This is a genomic window from Pseudomonas sp. Irchel 3H3, assembly GCF_900187635.1.
Taxonomy (GTDB): domain Bacteria; phylum Pseudomonadota; class Gammaproteobacteria; order Pseudomonadales; family Pseudomonadaceae; genus Aquipseudomonas.
This window is the reverse complement of sequence record NZ_FYEC01000032.1, coordinates 23,902-47,365: the sequence shown is the minus strand read 5'-3', so window position 1 is coordinate 47,365 and position 23,464 is coordinate 23,902. Positions and strand designations below refer to the sequence as shown.

Genomic DNA, 23,464 nt, shown 5'->3' with positions numbered 1-23,464 from the left:
CGGGAACAGCTCATGTCCTCGCTCTACCTGCCGTATCTGCTTGCGGACTACTACCACATCCTGGAGATCGTGACGGTCATCGTGGGCGTGCTGATCATGCTCTCCAGCCTTGATGACCTGTTCATCGATGTCTGGTTCTGGGCACGCCAGGCGTACCGTTCGCTGATGGTCAAGCGCCGCTACAAGGCGCTGACGGCCGAACAACTGCGCTCCAAGCGCGAGCAACCGCTGGCGATCATGATCCCGGCCTGGCTCGAGTACGACGTGATCGCGCCGATGCTCGAGAACATGGTCGGGTCGCTGGAGTACAAGAATTACTCCATCTTCGTCGGCACCTACTGCAACGACGCACGCACCATTGAAGAAGTGGAACGCATGCGTCGGCGCTACAAGCAGTTGATCCGCGTCGAAGTCCCCCACGATGGCCCGACCTGCAAGGCCGACTGCCTGAACTGGATCATCCAGGCGATCTTCGCCCAGGACCTGCGCCAGCCCGAGCCGTTTGCCGGGGTCGTCCTGCATGACAGCGAAGACGTGCTGCACCACCTGGAGTTGCACTACTTCAACTACCTGCTGCCGCGCATCGACTTCATCCAACTGCCAGTCACGTCCCTGGAACGGGATTGGTATGAACTGGTGGCCGGTACCTACATGGATGAATTCGCCGAGTGGCACACCAAGGACCTGGTGGTGCGTGAAAGCATGTCGAAAATGGTCCCGTCAGCAGGCGTCGGCACCTGTTTCTCGCGCAAGGCCCTGCTCGAACTCTCGGCGGAGACCAACAACCAGCCGTTTAACACCGCCACCCTCACCGAGGACTACGACATCGGTGCGCGCCTGGCACGGCGCGGCATGAAGCAGATCTTCGGCAAATTCCCGGTCGACTACATCGCCAGACGCGCCAAGTGGTTCAGCCACGGTGAAGCGAAGATGGTCGCGATTCATATGCCACTCGGCGTACGCGAGTACTTCCCCGACACCTTCCGCACCGCCTATCGGCAGAAGGCCCGCTGGACCCTGGGGATCGGCCTGCAGGGCTGGAGCCAGGTTGGCTGGGAAGGTTCGCTGGCGACCAAGTACCTGCTATATCGCGACCGCAAAGGCCTGGTGACTTCCTTCGTGGCAATTGTTGCCTACATCCTGCTCGCCCAGCACCTGCTGTTCATGGTGATGACCTCGATGGACTGGTGGACGACCTACTACCCATCGGTGTTCAGCCCCCACAGCGGGCTGATGCAGTTGATGTGGGCCAACGGCATCCTGTTGAGCCTGCGAGTACTCCAGCGCGGCTACTTCGTCGGTCGCCTGTATGGCTGGGAACACGCGCTGTTGTCGGCACCGCGGATGATCATCGGCAACTTCATCAATGCCATGGCCGCCGCGCGGGCCTGGCGCTTGTACCTGGGCCATCTGTTCCTCGGCAAGCAGTTGGTCTGGGACAAGACCATGCATGACTTCCCGTCCTCCGATCAACTGGTCCAGCAACGCCTGCGCCTGGGGGATCTGTTGATGTCCTGGCGGGCGATCGACCAGGAATCCCTGAACAAGGCACTGCAAGCCCAGGCCGCCGAACACAAGCCCCTGGGGCAGATCCTGCTCGAGCACGGCTACCTCGACCAGGCCACCCTGAGCGAAGCGATCTCATTCCAGAACGACACGGGCCAGCCAGTTGCTGCCGGTCCCACTGAACAACGCTCCTCAGAGACGCCATGATCCCTACTTCGCGTTTACTTCTGCTCACCGCGGCCTTGCTCTGCAGCTCGACGCTCCTGCCGCTGCCGGTGTCGGCCGCCGCCTATGAGGCGCCCCTGGAGGGCGAAGCCTGGCAACAGGCGGACCTGGCGTACAAGAGTTACCAGGCCGGCCGTTACCGCGATGCGCTGGAGCAGGTGAATGCCGCGCTGAAACTGCGGCCCGATGTGGTGCGCCTGAACCTGTTGCAGGTCTATACCCTGCAAAAGCTCGGACGCATCACTCAGGCACGCCAGGCCGCGCAGGCGGCGATCAAACGCGGCGTTGACGACCCGGCACTGCGCGCCACCGTGAAAAACCTGCAACCCAAGACAGCCGCCGCCACCGGCCGCGGACCGTCGGCGGCCTATCAGCGTGGCTTCCCGCTGGCGACCAAAGGGTATGCCGCCTACAACGCCGGCGACATGCCCGCCGCCGCCCGGGATGGCGAGCAAGCCTTCCGCGCTGACCCTAGCCAGGGCACGTGGGCCCTGCTCTGGCTCGACGCGCTGGAGGCCCAGGAGAAATGGCCCGAGGCGGTGAGCGCCGCCGACCAGGTGATCGCCCTGAACCCGCCGAACAAAAGCGACATCGAGGCCCGCCGCGCCATGTTGCAGCGGCGCATGGCCGTACGGCCGACCCAACTGGCCTACCAGGCACTGATCACCAACCAGCCTGCCGAAGCCGCCAGGCTGGCCCGCGACGCCGTGAACCTCGCGCCGGACCTCACCAGCCAGCGCCTGTTGCTGGTCACCGCGCTGCTCCAGGATAAACAGCCCGCCGCCGCCGAGCAGGCGGCCACTGAGGCCCTGGAACAGAACGACGAAAACACCGTGATGCTGGTGATGCGTGCCTACCTGCGCCAGCTCCAGGGCAAGAAAGACTCAGCCCGTGGCGACTTCGACGAGGCCATGGCCCAGGACTGGCTGGACGACGATCAACGCCGCAACGTGCGCCTGATCGCAATCGACGGCGCGCTGGCTTCCGGCGACACCGCCCGCGCCGAACAACTGCTCGGGCCGATGGACGCCAGCGACGAAGCCGTCCTCAAGCGCCGGGAAATCCTCGCCGAGGACAACAAGCCAGCGGCCAAGCTGACCACCACGCTCTACCCCGCGCCTGCCCAGTCGTGCCATGACACACCCTATGGCACCCAGTGCGAATTGTTGCCCTCCGACCAGGTCACCGGTCCGGCTGGCCCTGCCACCGAAGCCTACGCCGCCTATGGCCGGCAGGACTATCAGGAAGCAATCAAGCAATCGCGCCTGGCCGTGGAACAAGCACCGGAAAACCCCGACTATCAGCGCCTGTTGACCACGTCCCTGGCCTCGGGCAACGCGGCCCAGGCCGCCGAGGCCGAGCAGCGCCTGACCCGCGCCCTCGCCGCTTCGCCAAACGACGCCGACCTGTTCATGCAGCGCGGCTACGTGCGCCAGCGCAATCGCCAGCCGGACCTCGCGCTCCAGGACTTCAGCGCTGCACGGGCCACCGGCAAGGCGCCGCCGACGGTGATCCTCAACGAGGCCTATGCCCAGTCGGCCATGGGCGACAACCCGGGAGCCGTGAAGAAACTCAAGAAAGCCATCGACATGGCCGACGCCAACCAACTCGAACTGGATGACCAACAGCGCTACAACACCCGTGGCGCCATTGCCGGACTGGATCGTGAATGGGGCGCGACCGTGTCGCTCGGCTATCGCGGGGCACAACCCACCACCAACAGCAGCGGTGCCGGCTTGAGTACCGCAGGTGATTCGCTGTTCAGCACCTCCGAGCTGTACTGGCGACCCACCCAGTTCAATGACCAGAACGGTATTCTCGAGATCTACGGGCGGCTGACCAACACCCTGTATGACGAAGGCAGCGAGTTCGAGTCCAGCCAGTTCGTCGACCCCTGCAGTGGCAGGACTACCCTCGACAACCGCGACAGCAATGACCGCACCAACGGCTCAAGTACCACCTCCGGCTTCCCGAGCACCATCGGTTCACTGGGGGTGCGCTACATGCTGGCCGATACCGGTTTCACCTTTGGCCTGGAGCGCCGGTTTTTCCTCGGCTCGGCGACCCGTGAAGGCACCGTCTACCCGTCCAAGCGCGGCGACCAATGCGCGATCCAGAATGCGATCCAGGAAGCCAACGCCACCAACAGTCCGGCAATCAACGGCATGCTCACCCGCTATCAACTGGACAGCGATGCCGGCGGTTGGCTCTCGTACATCACCTACGGGTTCTACAAAGGCACTGAGCTGCGCACCAATGAATCCAACTGGTTCACCATGGATGGCTACGCACAGCTGGGGTATGCCTGGGAAGACAACGACGCAACCTTCACCGCCTATGACGTGGACAACCAGGGCAGTCGTACCCGGCAACTGGCCAAGACCGACGGCCAGCTCAAGCGCCAGCAAGTGTTCGCCAGCAGTGAGCTGCGGGTCGGCCGCAGCCTGCGGTTCGACGAGCTGGGCCCCAACGTGGTGGTGTTCCCGCACATCGTCGGGGCCGTGGACTGGATCTGGCAGAAAGACCAGGCCACCGGCCTGGACTTCGGTAAAAACGATCAGATCGACCTGAGCAACGTCAGCCAGGACTGGTCACTGACCAATGACGCCACCTCGTGGTCCATGGGGGTCGGCCCCGGCGTCGCGGTTCGCTACTGGTTCCGCGAAGACCACTACAACGCTCCACGCTCCTCCCTGAGCTGGTCCATGCAGTACCGCTACCCAATTGGCGGTGGTGCTACGGAACGGGCCAAAGGGCTGTTCATGAACCTGATTTTTTCCTATTGAGCCCCCTAGTCATAAGGACCTTTGCCATGTCACTTGCACGCCTGGTCACCCAACCACTCAAACGCCTGGGCGCCCCCTTGCTCGGCATGACGCTGGCACTGTCGATGGCTACCGCGCACGCCGAAGACTCCGCGCTGGTGATTCGCGGCAGCGATGGCTGGCTGTTTCCGGGCTGGGGCAGCCTGACCGTGGTCGACAACAAGGCCATCGACGCCAACACCGCGCTGATCAATGACGCGCGCCAGGCCCTGGCCGCCCGTGGCGTGAAACTGCAGGTCCTGCTGCTGCCGGACAAGACCCTGTTCTATCAAGACAAGCTGCCGGCCGACAAAGCCCTGAGCCCGCAAGTCAAACAGCGCTACCAGACGATTCTCGGCAAGCTCAAGCAGGCCGGTATCTCGACGTTCGACGACGCCGCCGTACTGAGCCAACTGAAGAACTCGGGCAAGGACGTGTTCTACCGCACCGACCAGCACTGGACCCAGCCCGCCGCCGACGCCACCGCCGTGGCCACTGCCGAGCAGATCAAGCGCGACGTGCCGAACCTCAAGGGCAATCCCGGCACCGGCATGGCCCTGGGCAGCGAGTTCAAGGAGCGTCGCTATGGCGACCTCGCCGAGCGCTTCCTGACCGAAGAGCAACGCAAGGCCACCGGCCGCGAAACCTTTGTCGTGCGCCGCCAGGACACCACCGGCGGCCTGCTGGATGCCGCACCGGCACCGGTGCATGTCACCGGGCACAGCATGGTGCAGCCGTACTTCGGCTTCCCGCAGAAACTGTCGAATGCCCTCGACCGCCCGGTGTCGGTGAACTGGAAGCCGGGCAACATCGGCCACTGGACCATGCTCCTGGAATACCTGGAATCAGCCGACTTCAAGAAAAACCCACCGCAGGTGCTGGTGTGGCAAATGTTCGAGCCGAGCTACGCCTACGGTCCGCAAGCGTCGGGCATGTGGGACAACGCCTCGATCATGAGCGACAGCGCCTGGCGCCAACGCCTGCATGGCGCACTGGGACGCTGATCGATGGCAAACGAGCAAAAGCCAGTCTCGCACCGCATGAGCGCCGCCGCGATCATCGGCCTGCTGCTGGTCGGGCAGGCGGTCGGCATCTGGATGCTCCTGCACGCCAAGCTCGAGCCAGGACAACTCAAGCCCTCGGCCTGGGTTGACGGTTCGGCCGGCCAGGTGCTCGGACACGTGATGAAACTGCCGCTGCAGGACGAGGCAGACACCATCAGCTCGGCGGTGCGTTATCGCTTCCTCGGTAACTTGGGCGCGCAGGTGGTCCAGGGTTGCCCGAACTGGCTGTTCTATCGCGACGGCCTGCGCGCGCAACCCGGGGTGCACGACGCCTATGAAGCCCGGGTGCGCCTGATGCAGCACTGGGTCGGCGACTTGCGTGCACACGGCCTGCAAGTGCTGGTGGTGACGGTGCCAGACAAGTCGCGGGTGCAGACCGAAGGCCTTTGCGGCCTGCAACAGAGCACCCAACTGCAGGCCCGCCTGCAGGGTTGGCAAGCCCGCCTGGCGCGTGCCGGCGTACCCCACAGCGACCTTTTTCCCGCACTGGCCCAAGGCAACGAGCCGCGCTTTTTCCACACCGATGTACACATGACGGCAGTCGGCGCTCAAGCAGCCGCCGAAGTGGTTGGGACGCAGGCCGTGGAACTGCTGGGGAGCAAGGGCAGCCAGGCGTTCAACGTTTCGCCCCCAGGCCCCGCCGTGCCGCGCATGGGCGACCTGATCAGCTTGGCCGGCCTGGAACAGGCCAGCCCGACCTGGCGCCCCGCCCTCGACATGGCGCAGCCGGTGAGTATCGAACCGCTGCGCAGTGGCGGCCTGCTGGATGACACGCCCCCTGTGGAAGTGCTGCTGGCCGGCAGCTCCAACGGCCGGCGCAGTGAGTTTGCCGAACGCCTGGGGATCTCCCTGGGCCGCCAGGTGTGGAACCAGAGCATGGACGGTGGCCAGTTCTCCGGCGCGTTGCTCGCCGCCCTGGCCAAACGTGACAAATGGCCTACCAGCCTCAAGTTGGTCATTTGGGAGTTTTCCGAGATGGCCCTATCCCTGCCGCTGACGGCCGACGAACGCGCCGTGCTGGCCACATTGCCTAAGCAACAGGACGACCATGCTCTTTAACTCCTATCTCTTCCTCTTCCTGTTTCTACCGGTCACCCTGGCGGCCCACTACCTGTTCAGCGCCATCAGCCCGCGGATGGCCGCCGTATGGCTGTGCATCACCTCGCTGGTGTTCTACGGCTGGTGGAACCCGCAGTTCGTGATGTTGCTGATCGGCTCGATCGCCTTCAACTATGCAATCAGCCAGGTCATCCTCAGCACCGCCCACCGACCGCGCCTGCAACTGGCCGTGGCCACAATCGGGGTGGCGGCGGACATCGCCCTGCTGATCCACTACAAGTACTTCGTCACCTTGATGAACTTCGCCCACGACTGGGGGTTTGGCAGCGGTCGCCTGGACGACATCATCCTGCCGCTGGGCATCTCGTTTTTCACCTTCACCCAGATCGGCTTCCTGCTCGATTGCCGCGCCGGCATCGTCAAGGAACGCAGCCTGCTCAGCTACGTGCTGTTCGTCACCTTCTTCCCGCACCTGATCGCCGGGCCGATCCTGCATCACAAGGAAATGATGCCGCAGTTCGCCAAGCGCGAAACCTACCGTTTCAACGCCGAGAACCTCAGCGTCGGCGGCATGCTGTTCGTCATCGGCCTGGCCAAGAAAGTGCTGTTGGCCGACCCGATCGCACCCTACGCCGATGCCGGTTTCGCCCAACCGGGCGAGTTGCAGTTCTGGGCCGCCTGGGGCACGGGCCTGGCCTATGCACTGCAGCTGTACTTCGACTTTTCCGGCTACTCGGACATGGCCCTGGGGTTGGCGAAGATGTTCGGCATCCGCTTCCCGCTGAACTTCAACTCGCCGTACAAGGCCAGCAGCATCATCGAGTTCTGGGCGCGCTGGCACATGACCCTGACCCGCTACCTGACCGCCTACCTCTATTACCCGGTGGCCATGGCGGTGTCGCGCTACCGCACCAAGCGCAACCTGCCGGTGGGCACCCAGGGCGTGTCGAGCCTGGGCGGGTTTGCCGCCACCATCATCCTGCCAACCGCCTTCACCATGGGCCTGGCCGGCATCTGGCACGGCGCCGGGTTGCAGTACCTGATTTTCGGCCTGATGCACGCCGCCTACCTGTCGATCAACCACGCCTGGCGCATCTTCGTGGTGGGCCGCACACCGGTCGCCGCGCGCAAGGACAACCGCCTCAAGGAAGCCGGCTACGTCCTGCTGACCTTCGCCGTGGTGATCATCGCCCAGGCATTCTTCCGCGCCGAGGACACCCAGGATGCGCTGCGGCTGGTGGAGGGCATGCTGGGCTTGCGCGGGTTCGACAGCCTGCCGAACGTGGTTTACCCGGCGCAGATCGCCTGGGGCGACGCCTGGCGGATGTTCATGGGCCGCCACCTTGCTATCTTCCATATCATCGCCCTGCTGTGCGTGGTCTGGTTCCTGCCCAACTCGCACCAGATCATGGGCACCTTCTCACCGGCACTGGCCAAGGCGCAGCCGAACGGACCGGCCTTCCTGCGCTGGGCCCCGACGTTCAAATGGCTGGTGATCCTGGCGGCGTTGCTGTTTCTGTGCCTGATGAACCTGCACAAGGAAGCGCGCTTCCTGTACTTCCAATTCTGATCAATGACTAGCGGAGCATGACCTCGTGAGCACACCCAATGCAGCACTCGTAACCCAACTCGGCGAGATCGTCGCCAACGTGATCCAGTCCACCGTTGAACCGGACGATCTGCTGATCGAATCCGGCCTGGTCGACTCGCTGACGGCCGTGGATATCGTGCTGGCGGTGCAAAAGGCCTTTGGCTGCAAGGTTCCACCAACCGAAATCGAAGAACACCTGGAGTCGGTCAACGCTCTGGCCGCCTTTGTCGAGGAAAACCAGAAAGCCTGACGGCCCGCGCCGTCCCTCACTACTCAGGGGGCTGTATGTATTTTGACTTTGATCGATGTGATTTCGCCGAACAGGATCAGGCCACCACAGCGCCCGCGCTGAGCGACGCCCAGCACCAGATCAGTTGGGCCGGGTTGCTGGCGGCTACCGATGCCTGGCAGCACCGCGCACGGGCGGCTGGCGTGCTGCCGGGCCACGCGCTGGTGATCAGCGGACACAAGGAGATCGAGTTTGTGGTGGCCATGCTCGGCTGCCTGCGCCTGGGCATCACCTACGTGCCCGTCGACAGCATCAACCCACCTGAGCGCCTGAAGCTGATCACCGAACGGGTCGCCGCCGCCCAGTGCTACAACGCCACCCTCAATCGTTTTGAAGCAGGTGCCGCAGTCTGCGCGCCGCTGGCGGAGCCGGGCATCGCCTACATCATGTTCACCTCGGGCAGTACCGGTGAACCCAAGGGCGTACAGATCGGTCGTGACAGCGTCGCGCTGTTCGCCAGCTGGATCCGCGACTGCCTGGCATTGGGGCCGCGTCCGGCGTTCATGAACCAAATGCTGTTCAGCTTCGACTTCTCACTGTTCGACCTGTGTGGCGCGCTGGCCCTGGGTGGCGCCTGCGTACTCTGCCCACGGGAGACCATCGCCGCGCCCGACGCCTTCGTGCGCTACCTGGCCGATACCGGGGTGCAGGTCTGGGCGTCGACGCCGGCCTTCGTCCGCCAGCAGTTCCTCAATGACGATTTCAACCAGGCCCACCTGCCACAGCTGGGGGTATTCGTGTTCGGCGCCGAGTCGCTGTCGCCGGCCATGGCCGAGCAGCTCTGGGCGCGCTTTCCCGACGCGCGCATCATCAATTCCTATGGCCCGACCGAAGCGACCTGCTCGACCACCTGGGTCGAAATCAAGCGCCCCCTCGACGGCGCGCGCAATCCGCTGTCGATCGGCCGGGCCAAGCCCTATGCCGAGGTATTCCTCGACGACGGGGAGATCTGCATCGCCGGCGACCACGTCATGCGTGGCTACCTCGGGCGGCCTGACCTGACCGCCAAGAGCCTGTTCCTGCACAACGGCAAGCGCGCCTATCGCACCGGCGACATTGGCGAAATCGACGAGCAGGGCCTGGTGTACTTCCATGGCCGGCGCGACGACCAGATCAAGCTCAATGGCTACCGCATCGAGCTGGGTGAGATCGATGCCGCGCTGGCCAGCCTGCCTGGCGTCCACGCGGCCGCCACGATTGCCCTGCGCCGTCCCGATGGCAGCCTGGTGCGCATGATCGGCTTCGTCTCCTCCCCCGAAACCCTGGAGCCCGGGGTGATCGGCCCCTTGCCGGAGCAGTTGCACGACTGGAAACAAACCCTAGGTGAGCGCCTGCCGCACTACATGGTGCCCTCGGAACTGGTGGCCTGCGGACTGTTCCCCACCAACGTGTCCGACAAGGTCGACCGCAAGCGCCTGGAGTCCCAATACCGGGAAACGCGCATGAAACCCACCAAGGAGCAACCATGAACCCGCGTGCCTTTACCCTTCGCGCCACCCTGCTGCTGGGCACTTGCCTGGCAGGCCCGGCCATGGCCGAAGGCGTCCTGGCCCAGCTGTACGCCCCTCGCCCTCCGGCGGGCTCAGCCTTTGTCCGGGTGGTCAACCCGAGCGCCGAAAGCCTCAAGGTGCAAATCAGCAACGGCACCGTGCAAGCGATCGGTCCAAGCCAACTGGCCAGCAGCTATGCAATCGTCAAGGGCAACGAAGCCTTCAGCGTGACCCTCGACGGCAAGCCCGCAGGCCAACTGCAAGTGGCGCCGGACAGCTTCAACACTCTGGTGCCGCAGGATGGCAAGTTGCAGGTGCTGGACGACAGTGCCGGCAGCGAAGACGCCCTGAAAGCCGAACTGCGCTTTTATAACCTGGCGAGCGATTGCCCCAAAGGCAGCCTGGCAGTGGCTGACGGCGGCCCGGTATTGTTTGCCGACGTAGCCCCACTCAGCACTGCTGCGCGTGCCATCAACCCGGTGAGCGCGTCACTGAGTGCCGGCTGTGGCAAGGCCACGGCCGAGAAACTGGCGTTGCCGCAACTCAAGCCCGGTGATCACTACAGCCTGCTCCTCACCGGCAGCGCTGCGGCGCCCGTGCTACGCGGGCAACTGAGCAGCACCGACCTCTACGCGAAATAGGCCTCCCCATGCGCAAGATATTCCGCGAAGACCACCTGCTGTTTCGCGAGCAGGTGCAACGCTTCATCGCCGAGCGCATCGTGCCGCGCTACGACCAATGGGAAACCGCTGGGGTGACCCCGCGCGAACTGTGGCGAGAGGCCGGCGAGCAAGGCCTGCTCAATTCAGCGCTGCCGGCACCCTATGGCGCCGACGGTGATTTCGGCCACGCCGTGGTGGTCATCGAAGAGCTGGCGCGGGCCAATTGCCTGGGCATCGGCTTCTCGATTCACTCGGACATGGTCTCGCCTTATCTCTGGAACCTCGGCACCCAGGCGCAGAAAGACCGCTGGCTGCCGGCAATGGCCAGCGGCGAGGTCATCGGCGCGATTGCCATGACCGAGCCCGGTGCCGGCAGCGACGTCAAGGCGATCCGCACCCGTGCGGTACGCGATGGCGAGGACTTCGTGCTCAGCGGGCAGAAGACCTTCATCACCAATGGGGTCAACGCTGGCCTGGTGATCGTATTGGCCTGCACCGACCCCGAACTGGGCGCTCGCGGCCTGTCGTTGTTCTGTGTCGAAGAAGGCTTGCCCGGCTTCAGCAAGGGCCCGGCCATGCGCAAGATCGGCCAGCACGCCCAGGACACTTGCGAGCTGTTCTTCGATGAAGTGCGGGTGCCGGTGGATTGCCTGCTCGGTGAATTGAATGCCGGATTCCAATACATGAGTCACGAGCTGTCCCGTGAACGCCTGGCCATCGCCCTGCGGGCCGCGGCGTCGACCGAGGGCATGCTCGAACAGACCAAGGAGTACACCCGGGGTCGCAAGGTGTTCGGCAAGCGCGTCATCGACTACCAGAACAACCGCTTTGTCCTGGCCGATGCCAAGGCTCGCCTGACCATGCTCCGGGTATTCCTCGACGACTGCGCGCTGCAACTGATGGAGGGCAACCTGGACCCGGTGGTCGCGGCCATGGCCAAGCTCAATGCCACCGAGATGCAGGGGCAGATTCTCGACGAGTTGCTGCAGTTGTATGGCGGTTATGGCTACAGCGCCGAGTACGGGATTGGCCGCGCCTGGGCCGATGCGCGGGCGCTGCGGATCTTCGGTGGCACCAGTGAAATCATGCGCGAGATCATCGGGCGCTCACTCTGAGCCCTGCTGGCGCCAACCTCAGGAGCGCGCCTTGAGCCACTGCTGGCGCAAGCGTTGCGCCTGGGGGTCGGTACCGGTCGCCCAGGGATCGACGGCAAACGCGATGATGCGTTCCGCGCCCGTGGTCTGGGCCCACTCCAACTGACGCTGGACCCGCGGGTAGTCTGCCGAAACTGCCTTGAAGTCAGTGCCGTCGTTACGCGCTGACGGCAGTTGCTCGAACAGTTCGACAATCACCTCGAACTTCACCCCACGCTGACGCAGGTACTGCAGCAGCGGTTCGATCGCCTTGAGGTTGTTCCAGCCCGCCACCCCCACGCCGTCCTGCACCATGGGCCGCAGCTGGGTGCGGGCCAGCAGCGATTGCCACAGTTGCACCAGGCTGCCGTCGGTCTGCAGGGTGCTGTAGTAGGTGGAGATGGCCGGGACACCATGACCGGCGTTCTGCGACACCCCCGACAAGGCCGTCAGCCATTTGCCCAGGCGCTCCTGTCGGGCGGGTTCGGTCCAGTGGTACTGCTCGATTTCGTACGGGATGTACCAACCGGCAAACTGCTCATGCGCGGACCACGGCGCCTCGCGCATGTAGCGACTCGCCGCCTGCAAAGACCCACTGAAGAACGCGGCCTGGGTCGGCTCGTCAGTGGCCGACAGCGCCTGCCACCAACCATTGTCGTAAGGCAGGCCGATACGCACTTTCATCCCATGCTCGCCGGCGGTGTCCAGCAGGTCCTGCATCACCGGGTCTGGGAGCATCCAGTCCGGCTCGTCCCCGCCGAGCAACCCCACCCACTGCAGCACCAGCTCATCACAGCCCAATTCAGCCATGGCCGCCATACGCGTCGCCCACTGATCGCGGCTGAGTTCGGCGTGGCTTTTCCAGATCTGCAGGAAAGTGGCGTCCATCTGCGGCTTGCGCGAGCAGCCTGCCAGTGGACCGAGCAAGGCCAACACCGGTGCACAAGCCGCCAGCCGCAAGAGCTGCCGCCGACCTTGGCATGGCGGGTTCAATGGATTGGGCATTGAGGTCTCACTGACTGGGGCTGTGGGAGCATCTGCATGCAGGGGACTTCATCATAGCGACTTGCGTGTGCGCTAAAGGTTCTGGTCGTCGATTGCGAACTGACGCCCGAGGTCCCGCGCGCTGTGTAAAACACGCTCTATCAGGATGCCTTGCCCGCTCACGCTATAAAAGATCAGGTAGCGTCCATGGGTAAGCATGCGCAGACCTTTGGCGCAGTCTTCACGCGCAACGCCCAGATCCGGCTGCTCAATCAGTAATAGACTGCGCTGGCGCAGCTCATCAACAAAGGTTCGAGCGCGGGTGCGATTGTCTCGAGCGATATAGCGGGCAATGTGTTGTAGATCGTCGCGCGCCATGGCGCTGAACGACAACTGCCTCACGGACGGCCTGGTTCAGCCGTGACCTGCTCAACGATCGCGTCGAGCTCGGCGAACATCGTGTCCGCGTCTATTGCCGGCCGAGGGTCAGTCCGGCTGGCCGCTATCGCTTCGCGTATTTGCGCGGCATGCAAGCGCTCCAGCAACGCCTGATAAGCCGCATGGGGTAAAAGATAAGCTGCGGGGCGGTTATGATTGAGTATTGCCACAGCCTCAGACCCCGCCAGCTCGATTACAGTACTCGGGCTGCGCTTGAGTTCGGTGATGCTGACTGAGCGGCTAGCGAGTAGTTGCTCCATGAGCAAACTCCAAGGTACTAAAAAAGGTACCTGATAGTGCTCGATTTAGCGCGAGCGGGTCAACGCACATCTGACCGGCTGCGCGCCACACAGAGGGGCCGGATCCAGTTTCGCCCGCAACCCAGGAGGCGAAAATGTTTAGACCCCCCTTTCAACCAACAAGGATTGGCCCGTCGCCAATTGAGTGATTTTTGCACGGACGGTTTTTCGCAGTACTCATGGCCCTGGCCCTGCTGGCCGGCTGTTCGACCACGCCGCCGCGGGACCAGGGCAACATTTGCAGCATCTACCGCCAGTACCCCGACTGGTATGAAGACACGCTGAAAATGGAGCAAGCCTGGGGACTGCCGCCTCATGTGGCGATGGCGATCATCAAGCAGGAAAGCAGCTTCGTGGAGGACGCCCTGCCCCCTCGTGACTATTTCCTGTGGGTGATTCCCTGGGGTCGGGTCAGCTCGGCCTATGGCTATGCCCAGGCGCAGGATCCGGTGTGGGGCGAGTACAAGAGCGCAACCGGCAATGGCGGCTCGCGGGACAATTTTGACGACGCGGTAATGTTCGTCGGTTGGTACGCCGCCGGCACTCAGCGCCAGCTAGGGATTTCCAAGTGGGATACCTACAGCCAGTACCTGGCCTACCATGAGGGGCGTGGCGGGTTCAGCCGCCAGAGTTACCGGCAAAAACCCTGGCTGATGCAGGTGGCGCGCAAGGTTGAGCAACAGGCGAAAAACTACGGCTGGCAACTCAAGCAATGCCGGGCCGAACTGGAGAGCAATCGCAGCTGGTGGTAGGGGTCAAGCCTGGGGGTCGGGATCATCGCCAGCGTCCGGCGCGCAGGATGGCTCGTCGTCATCCTCCTCATCGTCGTCATCCAGCAGAGAGTCCTTGCGGGCTTCAGTAATTGCCCGGCGCATTTCTTCGCCCTTGACCGGGCAATTGAGCAATTGGGCAATGCGGTCGATACGTTGTGTCACAGCTGGCCTCCAACTCGCCAGGATTTGCCTCGATAGTGCGCGCTTTCACCGATCGACGCCAATCCCTGTACGTTCAGTTGCCCGGGTATCTATTGGTAATTGCACTGATCGAGCCGTAAATAACCCGTGACCACCTGGCTGATATCACCGGCCTCGTCATTGTGGATCACCATGACCCCGGGCCGACGCAGCTGCATCAGGAGCTCGTTGCTCAGGCGAAAGCTTGCCTGCAAGCCATGGTCACCTACCACCGGTGCCGCTTTTCGGCGACGCGCGAAGCCTTTGCTCCTGCGCTGCTGGTAACGGGCCCAGGCAATCAGCAGCACGGCATTGAGCAGGGCGACCCAGACGTAGAGTTGCAACGTACCGAGGGCGTCGAGCACCGAGACTTCAATGCGCGGTCCCGTGTGTGTATTGAGCAACGGCCACAGGCCGCGCACCAACAGGTAGCTCAGGCCGACCCAGGCCAGCAGCGTGAAAAAAGCGTCGAGCACGACCAGGAAAGGCCGTTGCCGGGTTCTGATGATTTTCATTGTTCGAGCACCTCGTCATCGTCGTCGTTCAGCGGTTTGATCCCACGATCCGGGCTGACCCAGCGCGCGCGCTTCTGGTGTTGACCAAACAGCACCTTGGGGAAGCTCACCAGGGTCGTCAGCAGGCTGATGAACCAGAACACCAGGGGATACCAGACCACCCAGAACATGGTTTTCCACAGGCCCCGCTCGTAACGCCGGTCGATCAGAATGCTGACCGCGAACTGCAGCAGGCAGACCATCGCCAGCACCAACCCGGTGAAGGCCGGTGGCAACAAGTGATGCACGGCAATGGCTTCGGGCATTTCGACGAATTTGCCGACGGCCCAGAAAATCACCGAGAGCAGGAAGGTGAAGGCCCAGCCGGTGGACAGGCAGTACTCGAACAGCAAGGGCCAGAGATAACGATGGCGGTATTGCCAGATGCCGCGGATGTTCTTGAACAGCACCTCGGCACCGCCCTGCGCCCAGCGCAGCCGCTGCTTCCACAAGCCTGCGAGAGTTTCCGGCATGAGGATCCAGCACAAGGCGCGCGGTTCGTAGAAGATGCTCCAGTGATCCAGTTGCAGCTTCCAACTGATGTCGATGTCTTCGGTGATCATGTCCGGGCTCCAGTAGCCAACCCGATCCAGCGCCGAACGACGGAATGCGACAATCACCCCGGACACCGTGAAGATCCGTCCGAACACCCGCTGCGTGCGCTTGATCAAGCCGATGATCGACGAAAACTCACCCACCTGGACCCGTCCCACTAGGGTCGAGCGAGTGCGAATCCGCGGGTTGCCGGTCACTGCACCGAGCCGGGCGTTGTCCAGCATCGGCGCCACCAGGTAAGCCGCAGTGTCCGGTGCGAGCAACGCATCACCGTCAATGCACACCAGGTACTCGCTGCGCGCAGCGATCGCTCCCATGCGCAGGGCCACTGCCTTGCCCTGGTTCTGCGCCAGATGCAGTACGCGCAATCGCGGGTCCTGCAGCGCCAGGGCATCGAGGACGGCAGCGGTGTTGTCGCTGGAACCGTCGTTGATGGCGATCACTTCGATGTTCGGGTAGTGCTGGCCTAATGCGGCATGAATGGTATCGGCCGCATTGTCACCCTCGTTGTAGCAAGGGATCAGGATCGAAATCAGCGGTTCACCGGTCAGCGGCGGTGGCAACGTGTCTTTGCCCCAGGGCCAGTGACGTTCCCAGTGCAGCCAGAAATACAGGCCGCCCGCTATCCACAGTCCGGACATGAACAGCGGATAGAAAAACACGAAGTCCATTAAAAATTGCCCGGTAACCAGGAAAATCACGCCCAGGGGAATCCCCAGCACGATCGCCAGTACCAACACAGCTAGCAGTCTGTCCAGCATGTCAGCGATTCCACTTGTTGGAGAGCGCGGGGCGCACGGTTTTCAGGTCCGGCTGGTTCTCGAGGAAGTTGTCGGGGTAGTAGCCAAAACTCGTGGCACCCTCGCGCTTGAGACGCGCCATCCAATCCGCCAGTTGTTGACCGCTCAGCGGCGCGGACGCATCGCTGCGGTTCCAGTCGCGGGCCTGCAGTTCGAACACCGTGCGCTGCAAGGCGCCGGGGCGGGACTTGACCGTGGCCACCAGGGATTCCAGCCAGGCACCGGACTGCTCATGGGTCTTGCCCTCCATCAGCGGCATGGCCATGGGGGCGGTCCAGTCGTAGGCGCCGAGGAAATCATCGAGGTTCTGCGCGAACCAGGCTTCGCTCGGCGGATTGAGCATCGGCTCGGCGAACAGGTTGCGCGCTGTGCGCACCTGCGGCCCGCGGATGGCGCGGACCCTGGCGGTGAGTTCGTGGGTGAAGTCGATCAGGTAGCGACTCTTGAAGCGCGTCCAGCGCTGCATCGTGGCCGGATCGCCACGCAGTTGGGTGATCGATCCCGGCAAGCCGTTGGCGGCATAGGCCTGCAAGGCATGTGGACTGGCGTCTTCGAAATCCGAGAGCAAGGCGTCATCGTGGTAGAGAATGCCGTCGACCGAGGTCAGGCGCGCCACGTCCTCATAGAGCTCGCCGATGATCCGTCGCACGTTGGGATCGAACGGCGACAGGCGTTGGTACTGGCCAGGATCAACCGAGGCCTGGCCGCTGTCGGGATCCCAGCGGGTCACCCGAGGCAAGGCGGGATCGAGGGCAAAGCTGAGCACCGGCATCCAGGCAAAGACTTTGACGTTGGCCCGGGTACGCAACTGCCAGGCAACACGATCGAAGAGGTCGGCGCGCACCGGCAGATGGCGGTTGGGGAAGTACAGCGAGTGCACCAGCCCATCGCCCTTGGGATCGGCGAACGCTTGCAGGAACACCGTGTCCGCGCCCATGTCGGCCATGCGCTGGATCAGTTTGCCAAGGTTGCTGTCCTGCTGCGCCGGGTCAGGGTCGTAGACGTTGTCCAGATCGACATGCACCACGCGCATCGGCGCCTTCGATTGCACGCCGACGATGCTGTTGGCGAAATGCTCGCCGTCCGGGTCCGAGGCCACCAGATAACGCGGGCTGCTCATCAGGTCAGCCAGGCTGTCGAGACCGTCGTCAAGGGTCAACGCCATCTGGTAGCCCTGCTCGTCCACCACCTGTAGCGCGCTACCGTCGGCGGCGCCGTACGGCCAGACCCAGACCCGTGGCGCGTAGCCGGTGACCGCGCGAATTTTCGCCGAGATAGCAACCACGTCACTGCGCAAACGAGCCTGGAACTCGGCCTCTGTCTCGTAACGCTGAGTCAGCGCGTCGTAGCGACGGGTCGCCGCCGCTGGCTGCAGGTTTCCTTGCGGGTTGGCCAACACGCCCTTGTGACTGGCATCGGTGTGGGCGGCAATTTCCACCAGACCGGAACGCGAGACTTCGCGAATCTGCTCCCAGGTCAGGAAGTCCGAGCGCTGGCGCGGAGTACCGGCAAAATCCACCGGTTGATTGAGCGGTGTGTCGATCCAACTGCCGACCGGAGCCAGCAAGGCAGGCCAGCGATAAGCACGCAGCACCGGCATGACCCGGGTATAGAAGCTCGAATAGCCGTCATCGAAACTCAGCAGGATCGCCTTGGCCGGCAGCTCGGGGCCACCCTTGCGGGCCGCCATGATCTGGTCGACGGTCACCGCCTGATAGTGATTTTCCCGCAGCCAGGCCAATTGCTCGATCAAGCGTTCGGTGCGCACAGCGACCACCGCCTGGTCGGGATCGCGGTCCTCGACATCGTGATAGGCAATGCCCAGCACATGGTTTTTCGGCCAGGGCTGTTCACTGGCTGCCAGCGGTCGTTGTGAGGGCGGCACAAATGCTGGGGCCTGCTGGGCGCAGGCGGTGAGCAACAGGACCCCCTGCAGCAGGATGCAACGTGTGATTGCAAGCATGAGCAAACTCTTCTAGAAGCGGTAGGTGAGGTCGATGATCAGGCGCAGATCGCTCTCGCGATCGCCGTCATAGGGCCGGTTGAGCCAGCTCAACGCGGCACCCGCCTCGAATACGTCGTTCCAGCTGACGCGCTGGCCGTAACTGAGCAGACCGATGGCCCCCGTGCCGTAATCACGCTGGCTGTAGGTACCGGCACCGGCCTGGAACTGCTGGCTCCAGGCGGTTTCGTAACGGTGATAGAGCACGTGATTGGCGCTCAGCGTCGGCAGCACGCTGAGGTCGGACTTGGGATTGAAATACGGCACATCGGCGTTCTTCGAGTTGTGGCTGCTGCCCACTTCCAGACCCGCATCGACTTGCAGGCCTGGCGTGCTGTACACGCCCTCGCGCCCCGTCAACAACGCCTCTAACCGGCGATTGCCATCACTGAAGCGCGACGGGCTGAGCGCCAGCTGCCACTCACGACTTTCATTGCCACGCCAGCGCAGGAAAGCACTGCCGCCATTGGCCGTGATGTCACTGTTCAGGGCCCGTAGCGGCGTATTGGCCGACAGGTAGTCGAGGCTAGCGCCGTACTGCCAGTGATCGTCGATGTCACGAGCCGCCGCCAGGCGTGCACCGGTCTTGTTGCCATAGCCGTACGAGTGATTGGAGATTTCCGCTTCCAGGGTCATGTCGCGCGTCCGCCGCTCCACACCCACGCGCTGCCAGCGATGGTGACCGGTGCCTTCCTGGAAGTCGCCGGTGGCGTAGCCGGCACCACCGAACAGTCGCCAGTCCTCATCGATCGGTGGGCTATAGAGCACTGTTTCAATGCCCAGGTCGCGGCTGCCGTTGACCGCGCCGGCACCGCTGTCTGCGCCGCCGTAACTCTTGCCGCCATAGGCCGAGACCCGCAGTTCAGCCATGTCATGAACTTCACGCAGACGCTGCAGACGCTGGACCTGGCGGTTGTCCGGGTAGCGCGCCACCACGTCGTCGGTCAACGCATCCAGTTGCCGCCACTCCTGCAAGTCCAGTGCGGTATAGCCCTGCCCGACTTCCAGGCCAACGTCGCGTGGCGCCATGCTTTCGGTTTCCTTGAGCTGGGACTCCGCACGACGCGGCCAGTCACGGGCGCGGTACAGGTCTGCCTGGGCCAGGTGCAGGCCGATATTCCCCGGGCCCTGTTCGACCAAGGCCGCCAGGCGCTGCTCGGCCCCGGGCAAATCCGCCCCATAGGTGCCGGCCTGGGCCGCCAGTTGCTGCGCATCCATCCACTCATCATTGGGGTTGCCCACCGGCAAGCCCTTGAGCTCGACCCGTGGGTTCTGGCTCTGGGCCAGGCTGTCGGCGAGCTCGCGCGCTTGTTCCGGTTGATCGTTTTCCAGCAGGGCGTAGTACAGCGCCGTGCTGTCTTCCAGGCGATCACCCTGGTCGGCATCGGGTGCCGCCAGAACCTGGCGGTACATATCGACGGCCACTTCCGGCTGACGCTGATCCAGATAGGAGGCGGCCACCCAGCGCAGCGCATAGGTGGGAATGGGCACACCTTCGCCAATCAGTTGTTGGTAGTCATGGATAACCTCGGCGGTACGCGCACGCGCCTTGAGCGCACCCAAGCGGTCGATACGCCAGCGCCGCACGTCATCGCGTGCCTGGGCGTCGGCGCTCCAGGTTCGGATGAGTTGGTCGTAGTCGACCAGGGCACGATCGGCAATAACGTAGCGCTCCTTCTCGCTGCGCGTGGCCAGCTCCGCCAGGCGCACCCGCTCGGCCGCCACATCGCCCTCGATACGCCGCAACAGTGTCGGTTCGATTAACCCCGGGCGCTGACGCGCCAGGCGTAGCGCCGGTTCCGGTAAACGCGCACGCTGCAGGGCGAACACATATTCGCGGGCGACTTCAGGCGTGCTCCCGGCACGGACGAACGCCTGGTCGTACTCGAACAAGGCGTCGTAGGTCGCCCCGGCGCGAGTCAGGGCATAGGCCAGTGCCAACCGGCGATGCGGATCCCCGGGCTTGGCGGCCACCAATGCTTTGGCGCGGTTGACCGCGTCACCCGGTTGACCGGCATCGGCCTGAACCAGCGCCAGCCCCAGCTGCACGTCGGCGTTATCGGGGTCGCGCTCCAGCGCCCTGCGATACAGCGCGGCGGCTTCATCCCAGCGCTGTAGATTGCGGTAGGCACGCGCGGTGGCGGTCAGCGCCTGGAGGGGCAATTGCCGCTGGCGGGCCTGGGTTTCATAAACCTTGACGACTTCGCTGTCGAGGCCCGCCCAACTGGCGATCTGCAGATGATCGCTGAGCTGGCCTGTGGATAACTGCTTGCCGGGAACCTGGCGCAGCACGCTCAATACCGGCCCGTAGTTGCCCGCACGGGCCTGGCGCACCAGGTCATCGTATGCCGTGTTGGCAACCGCCAGGGTCGGCCAGAGCAACTGGCTGCACAGCGCTACGCGAACAATCGGGCGCAGGTGGGGATGGAGGGTACGCAACATTCGCAGGTTTCCTGTACGAGGAAAGCTGGAGCGATGGGTTTTCCCCCTGATGGCAACACCATCAGGCGGCCAGTGCCTGATGACACGGCCAAGCTATCCTGCGATGCAGTCTTCCATGGCGAGGGTAGGCAAAAGACGAATCCGCATATTTCTTCAGAATCGTCCTACAAAACAAAACGCCCGACCGTGCGTAAGCACAGGCCGGGCGTTTGGGTGAGGCGGTGGTGCCAGTGGCTTACTGGACTTCGCCCGGGGTCCCGAGCTTGCTCATGACGAAAGCGACAAACTCCTCGACGGTCATTTTCTGGCCGTTGAACTCCACCTGGTTGTTGGCGTAGTGCAGCTTGGACACGACGTTGTTGCCTTCCAGCGTCGCCAGTTGGGTGCCGACCGCCATGCTGCTGAACATATCACTGGTGGCCAGGGCTTCTTCGGCAATGGCCTTGGCGTCTGTCTGGCCTTCGACCAGGGCCTGCACACTCACAAGGTCAGTGATCATCGGCTTGGAGACCTGCAGGTTGAAGTCCAGCAGGGCAATCAGCTCGCGCACCATCTGATCGGTCGGTTGGTCCATCGACTTCGGCTTGGTCAGGTCCAGCACCAGGCTGGCCTTGCTTTCACCGTTGGCGGTGGTGAACGAGAGGTTCTCCAGGGCGATTTGCGGCTGGGCGGCCAGCAGTTTTTCCAGGTCAGCCTTGGCCTGGGCCTCCTCGGCTTCGCTCAGTTGCAACTCCGGCACGGGTTGCCCTGCCGCAGCGGCTGCGGCGGCGGCTTCCTCGTACGGCTGCAGTTTGGATTGATAGATCTGCACCAGCGACAGCGTCGACGGGATGTCGAGGTTCTTCATGCTCCAGGCCATTTTGGCCGAGCCGAGCGCTTTGTCGTTGAGGGTGATCTCGGCAATCTTGTAATCGGCACGGCCCGCCGCGTTGCTCCCGGATTCGCTGGTGGCGGTCTTCATTTCCAGTTTCTTCAGGTGCAGCACCGCCTGCTTGTCACCGAACGTGGTTTTGCTGCTGCTGACCTCGACGGTGTTATCGCCCAGGTAATAGCCGAAGCTGCTTTTAGTCAGGTTGCTGGCCAGGGTCAGGCCGTTGAGTTCGACTTTGACCGGCGACTGGTCCTCGGCGACGCTGGTCAGCGTCAGGCTGTCCATGTAACCGTTGGCCTTGACCTTCTGCGCCTCGGCGCTGGCCGAGACCTCAAGGTTGAGCCCGGAAAACTTCAGCGTCGACTGGTCGTCGAGCACGGTGTCGACAGGCAACAACTCAAGGGTGCCGCTGGTGGCGCGGTCATAGCCAAGGTTGATCACCCCCTTGAGCGGCGACACGTCCTTGGTGGCGGCGAACCATTTGGCGGTCAGCGGGGTTTTTTCCAGGGAGTAGTGACTGGTGGCCATGACCGGCAGCCATTTCAGCGATACCAGCCGCGAGAACGGCAGCGGGCCGTGTTCGATATGGTCGGTGAACAGCAGCTCTACGCCATCGGCGTGTTCGCCAAACATCTCACCCTGGCCCTTGAGGCGGTAATGGGCGGTGCTGCTGAACAGCTGGCGATCCAGCGACACCAGTTCCAGGGTCGCGGTGCCGTTGGAACCGACCATGGCCGCTTGCAACTGCTGGTTGGCGTCGGCGATGGACGTCTGCAACACCCCTTCCAGCTTGGTGCCGGTGTACCACGCGCCGCCGGCACTGATTGCACCAATGGCCACTACGATTCCAAGAAGCACACCTGCTGATTTATTCATGAAATACCTGTTCATTGTCCGTTGTTGAAAGGGTCGTCTTCCCTGAACCCATGACAGGCCGTGGCGCGACTTCGTTCAAATTGCGCAGCAGATTAGCATTAGCGGTCTATGGCAACCCAATGAATAAGGGTTAAAGAGTGTCCAGTGACCACGACCAGTCGCGGCCACACCCCAACCGTTGAAGGCGCGGCTTGTGCCTCAGGAGTACTCCGTTTCCATCTCGTCGAGCTGATGATCAAAGCTTTTCAGGCGCGCGGTCCAGGTGTACACCAGCACCTCGAAGTCACGATTGATCACCGTGCCGTCGGGTGAATCGAAGCGTGGGTCGCAGACATCCAGCTGGTAGCGTTCGCGGGCCATGGCGGTGGCGACGTCAGCGAGTTCCCGGGCGTTGTTCAGCCAGTGCCAGCCTTCGCCGGTCACTTGCTGGTCGAGGGCCCGGCATTGCACCTTGAGCGCTTCGAGGCTTTTTTCCAGCGGGGTGCCGGTCAGTTCGCCCATGACCTCCTGGAAGGTGCGACCCGGCTGCCAGTAGCTGCCCCAGAAATACCGGTCGAACACCGTTTCGACCCGACGCAGCGCCACCTTGGTGTCCCAGATCTGCACCAGGGTCTTGCCTTGTTCGAGTTGTCTTTTCTTGATCCGCTGGCCTTGCAGGGAGGCCCAGGCGACCACCGCGATCGACAGCACGCCGATCATCGCGCTGGCACTGTCGAGAAAGAGTAGGGCCTCGTCGAGCTGGTGAGCCAGCATGACGCCATAAAAATAGGTAGCAGACAGCAGCACCAGTGCGGCGATCGCGCACCAGAAGCCGGGAGCATAAGGGTTTTTCATTATTGGAATCCCCATGACCTGTGCGAGCCTTGA

At 63.3% G+C, this 23,464-nt stretch carries 19 protein-coding genes and 1 pseudogene; 10 read left to right on the top strand and 10 right to left on the bottom strand.

The features are described 5' to 3' along the window. Window positions 1–12: 12 nt before the first annotated feature. The 9 genes and pseudogenes from CKW24_RS24125 to CKW24_RS24085 form a co-directional block, all read left to right on the top strand. Window positions 13–1,656 (top strand): annotated as a pseudogene (locus CKW24_RS24125) (glycosyl transferase family protein); the annotation flags it as partial. Window positions 1,657–1,709: 53 nt separating this feature from the next. Then, on the top strand, window positions 1,710–4,517 hold the full coding sequence (locus CKW24_RS24120; protein WP_095170889.1) for a tetratricopeptide repeat protein: 2,808 nt from the start codon (window positions 1,710–1,712) through the stop codon (window positions 4,515–4,517). Window positions 4,518–4,543: 26 nt separating this feature from the next. Beyond that, entirely contained in the window at window positions 4,544–5,539 is a 996-nt protein-coding gene (locus tag CKW24_RS24115) for a twin-arginine translocation pathway signal (protein WP_095170887.1), read from the top strand. Between the two features lie 3 nt (window positions 5,540–5,542). Next, window positions 5,543–6,658, top strand: coding sequence for a cell division protein FtsQ (locus CKW24_RS24110; RefSeq protein ID WP_095170885.1), 1,116 nt, complete (start codon window positions 5,543–5,545; stop codon window positions 6,656–6,658). Then, window positions 6,648–8,228, top strand: coding sequence for an MBOAT family protein (locus CKW24_RS24105; RefSeq protein ID WP_095170883.1), 1,581 nt, complete (start codon window positions 6,648–6,650; stop codon window positions 8,226–8,228). The genes CKW24_RS24110 and CKW24_RS24105 overlap by 11 nt, the downstream gene beginning before the upstream one ends. A gap of 25 nt (window positions 8,229–8,253) precedes the next feature. Beyond that, window positions 8,254–8,499 carry an acyl carrier protein gene (locus tag CKW24_RS24100; protein WP_095170881.1) on the top strand — a complete coding sequence of 82 codons (246 nt, stop codon included), beginning with the start codon at window positions 8,254–8,256 and terminating at the stop codon, window positions 8,497–8,499. A 35-nt stretch (window positions 8,500–8,534) separates the two neighbouring features. Then, the gene (locus tag CKW24_RS24095) at window positions 8,535–10,007 is read left to right on the top strand and encodes an AMP-binding protein (protein WP_095170879.1); all 1,473 of its coding nucleotides are present in this window, start codon (window positions 8,535–8,537) and stop codon (window positions 10,005–10,007) included. Continuing rightward, the gene (locus CKW24_RS24090) at window positions 10,004–10,669 is read left to right on the top strand and encodes an alginate O-acetyltransferase AlgF (RefSeq protein WP_095170877.1); all 666 of its coding nucleotides are present in this window, start codon (window positions 10,004–10,006) and stop codon (window positions 10,667–10,669) included. Before CKW24_RS24095 ends, CKW24_RS24090 begins: the two co-directional genes overlap by 4 nt. 8 nt (window positions 10,670–10,677) lie before the next feature. After that, the gene (locus tag CKW24_RS24085) at window positions 10,678–11,805 is read left to right on the top strand and encodes an acyl-CoA dehydrogenase family protein (RefSeq protein WP_095170875.1); all 1,128 of its coding nucleotides are present in this window, start codon (window positions 10,678–10,680) and stop codon (window positions 11,803–11,805) included. A gap of 18 nt (window positions 11,806–11,823) precedes the next feature. Here CKW24_RS24085 and CKW24_RS24080 read toward each other — a convergent pair whose 3' ends face one another. The 3 genes from CKW24_RS24080 to CKW24_RS24070 all read right to left on the bottom strand — a co-directional run bounded on the left by CKW24_RS24080 (window position 11,824) and on the right by CKW24_RS24070 (window position 13,505). Then, window positions 11,824–12,828, bottom strand: coding sequence for a DUF4434 domain-containing protein (locus CKW24_RS24080; RefSeq protein WP_095170873.1), 1,005 nt, complete (start codon window positions 12,826–12,828; stop codon window positions 11,824–11,826). A gap of 72 nt (window positions 12,829–12,900) precedes the next feature. Further along, window positions 12,901–13,185: a type II toxin-antitoxin system RelE/ParE family toxin gene (locus tag CKW24_RS24075; protein ID WP_256585536.1), complete on the bottom strand. Its 285-nt coding sequence runs from the start codon at window positions 13,183–13,185 to the stop codon at window positions 12,901–12,903. Window positions 13,186–13,205: 20 nt separating this feature from the next. After that, window positions 13,206–13,505 (bottom strand): type II toxin-antitoxin system Phd/YefM family antitoxin, encoded by a 300-nt coding sequence (locus tag CKW24_RS24070; protein ID WP_095170869.1) that lies wholly within the window; start codon window positions 13,503–13,505, stop codon window positions 13,206–13,208. A 218-nt stretch (window positions 13,506–13,723) separates the two neighbouring features. Between CKW24_RS24070 and CKW24_RS24065 the strand changes: the two genes are divergently transcribed. After that, the gene (locus tag CKW24_RS24065) at window positions 13,724–14,296 is read left to right on the top strand and encodes a hypothetical protein (RefSeq protein WP_095170867.1); all 573 of its coding nucleotides are present in this window, start codon (window positions 13,724–13,726) and stop codon (window positions 14,294–14,296) included. A gap of 3 nt (window positions 14,297–14,299) precedes the next feature. On the opposite strand, the gene CKW24_RS24060 is transcribed toward CKW24_RS24065, so the two are convergent. From CKW24_RS24060 to CKW24_RS24030, 7 genes are all read right to left on the bottom strand, one after another. Beyond that, complete coding sequence (locus CKW24_RS24060) at window positions 14,300–14,479, bottom strand: hypothetical protein (protein WP_095170865.1); 180 nt, start codon at window positions 14,477–14,479, stop codon at window positions 14,300–14,302. An 89-nt stretch (window positions 14,480–14,568) separates the two neighbouring features. Then, complete coding sequence (gene pgaD / locus CKW24_RS24055; RefSeq protein ID WP_095170863.1) at window positions 14,569–15,012, bottom strand: poly-beta-1,6-N-acetyl-D-glucosamine biosynthesis protein PgaD; 444 nt, start codon at window positions 15,010–15,012, stop codon at window positions 14,569–14,571. Beyond that, complete coding sequence (pgaC, locus tag CKW24_RS24050; RefSeq protein WP_095170861.1) at window positions 15,009–16,367, bottom strand: poly-beta-1,6-N-acetyl-D-glucosamine synthase; 1,359 nt, start codon at window positions 16,365–16,367, stop codon at window positions 15,009–15,011. Before pgaC ends, pgaD begins: the two co-directional genes overlap by 4 nt. A gap of 1 nt (window position 16,368) precedes the next feature. Next, window positions 16,369–18,369 (bottom strand): poly-beta-1,6-N-acetyl-D-glucosamine N-deacetylase PgaB, encoded by a 2,001-nt coding sequence (gene pgaB, locus CKW24_RS24045; RefSeq protein ID WP_095170859.1) that lies wholly within the window; start codon window positions 18,367–18,369, stop codon window positions 16,369–16,371. Window positions 18,370–18,381: 12 nt separating this feature from the next. Next, complete coding sequence (gene pgaA / locus CKW24_RS24040; RefSeq protein ID WP_095170857.1) at window positions 18,382–20,850, bottom strand: poly-beta-1,6 N-acetyl-D-glucosamine export porin PgaA; 2,469 nt, start codon at window positions 20,848–20,850, stop codon at window positions 18,382–18,384. Window positions 20,851–21,085: 235 nt separating this feature from the next. Then, window positions 21,086–22,597 carry a YdgA family protein gene (locus CKW24_RS24035; RefSeq protein ID WP_095170855.1) on the bottom strand — a complete coding sequence of 504 codons (1,512 nt, stop codon included), beginning with the start codon at window positions 22,595–22,597 and terminating at the stop codon, window positions 21,086–21,088. A 198-nt stretch (window positions 22,598–22,795) separates the two neighbouring features. After that, window positions 22,796–23,431 (bottom strand): NADH:ubiquinone oxidoreductase subunit N, encoded by a 636-nt coding sequence (locus CKW24_RS24030; protein ID WP_095170853.1) that lies wholly within the window; start codon window positions 23,429–23,431, stop codon window positions 22,796–22,798. Between the last annotated feature and the right edge of the window lie 33 nt (window positions 23,432–23,464).

Excerpts from the sequence above, each read along its gene's own strand:
- CKW24_RS24120 (WP_095170889.1), top strand. The coding sequence starts at position 1,710 with ATGATCCCTACTTCGCGTTTACTTCTGCTCACCGCGGCCTTGCTCTGC.
- CKW24_RS24115 (WP_095170887.1), top strand. The coding sequence starts at position 4,544 with ATGTCACTTGCACGCCTGGTCACCCAACCACTCAAACGCCTGGGCGCC.
- CKW24_RS24110 (WP_095170885.1), top strand. The coding sequence starts at position 5,543 with ATGGCAAACGAGCAAAAGCCAGTCTCGCACCGCATGAGCGCCGCCGCG.
- CKW24_RS24105 (WP_095170883.1), top strand. The coding sequence starts at position 6,648 with ATGCTCTTTAACTCCTATCTCTTCCTCTTCCTGTTTCTACCGGTCACC.
- CKW24_RS24095 (WP_095170879.1), top strand. The coding sequence starts at position 8,535 with ATGTATTTTGACTTTGATCGATGTGATTTCGCCGAACAGGATCAGGCC.
- CKW24_RS24090 (WP_095170877.1), top strand. The coding sequence starts at position 10,004 with ATGAACCCGCGTGCCTTTACCCTTCGCGCCACCCTGCTGCTGGGCACT.
- CKW24_RS24085 (WP_095170875.1), top strand. The coding sequence starts at position 10,678 with ATGCGCAAGATATTCCGCGAAGACCACCTGCTGTTTCGCGAGCAGGTG.
- CKW24_RS24080 (WP_095170873.1), bottom strand. The coding sequence starts at position 12,828 with ATGCCCAATCCATTGAACCCGCCATGCCAAGGTCGGCGGCAGCTCTTG.
- CKW24_RS24075 (WP_256585536.1), bottom strand. The coding sequence starts at position 13,185 with ATGGCGCGCGACGATCTACAACACATTGCCCGCTATATCGCTCGAGAC.
- CKW24_RS24070 (WP_095170869.1), bottom strand. The coding sequence starts at position 13,505 with ATGGAGCAACTACTCGCTAGCCGCTCAGTCAGCATCACCGAACTCAAG.
- CKW24_RS24065 (WP_095170867.1), top strand. The coding sequence starts at position 13,724 with ATGGCCCTGGCCCTGCTGGCCGGCTGTTCGACCACGCCGCCGCGGGAC.
- pgaD (WP_095170863.1), bottom strand. The coding sequence starts at position 15,012 with ATGAAAATCATCAGAACCCGGCAACGGCCTTTCCTGGTCGTGCTCGAC.
- pgaC (WP_095170861.1), bottom strand. The coding sequence starts at position 16,367 with ATGCTGGACAGACTGCTAGCTGTGTTGGTACTGGCGATCGTGCTGGGG.
- pgaB (WP_095170859.1), bottom strand. The coding sequence starts at position 18,369 with ATGCTTGCAATCACACGTTGCATCCTGCTGCAGGGGGTCCTGTTGCTC.
- pgaA (WP_095170857.1), bottom strand. The coding sequence starts at position 20,850 with ATGTTGCGTACCCTCCATCCCCACCTGCGCCCGATTGTTCGCGTAGCG.
- CKW24_RS24035 (WP_095170855.1), bottom strand. The coding sequence starts at position 22,597 with ATGAATAAATCAGCAGGTGTGCTTCTTGGAATCGTAGTGGCCATTGGT.
- CKW24_RS24030 (WP_095170853.1), bottom strand. The coding sequence starts at position 23,431 with ATGAAAAACCCTTATGCTCCCGGCTTCTGGTGCGCGATCGCCGCACTG.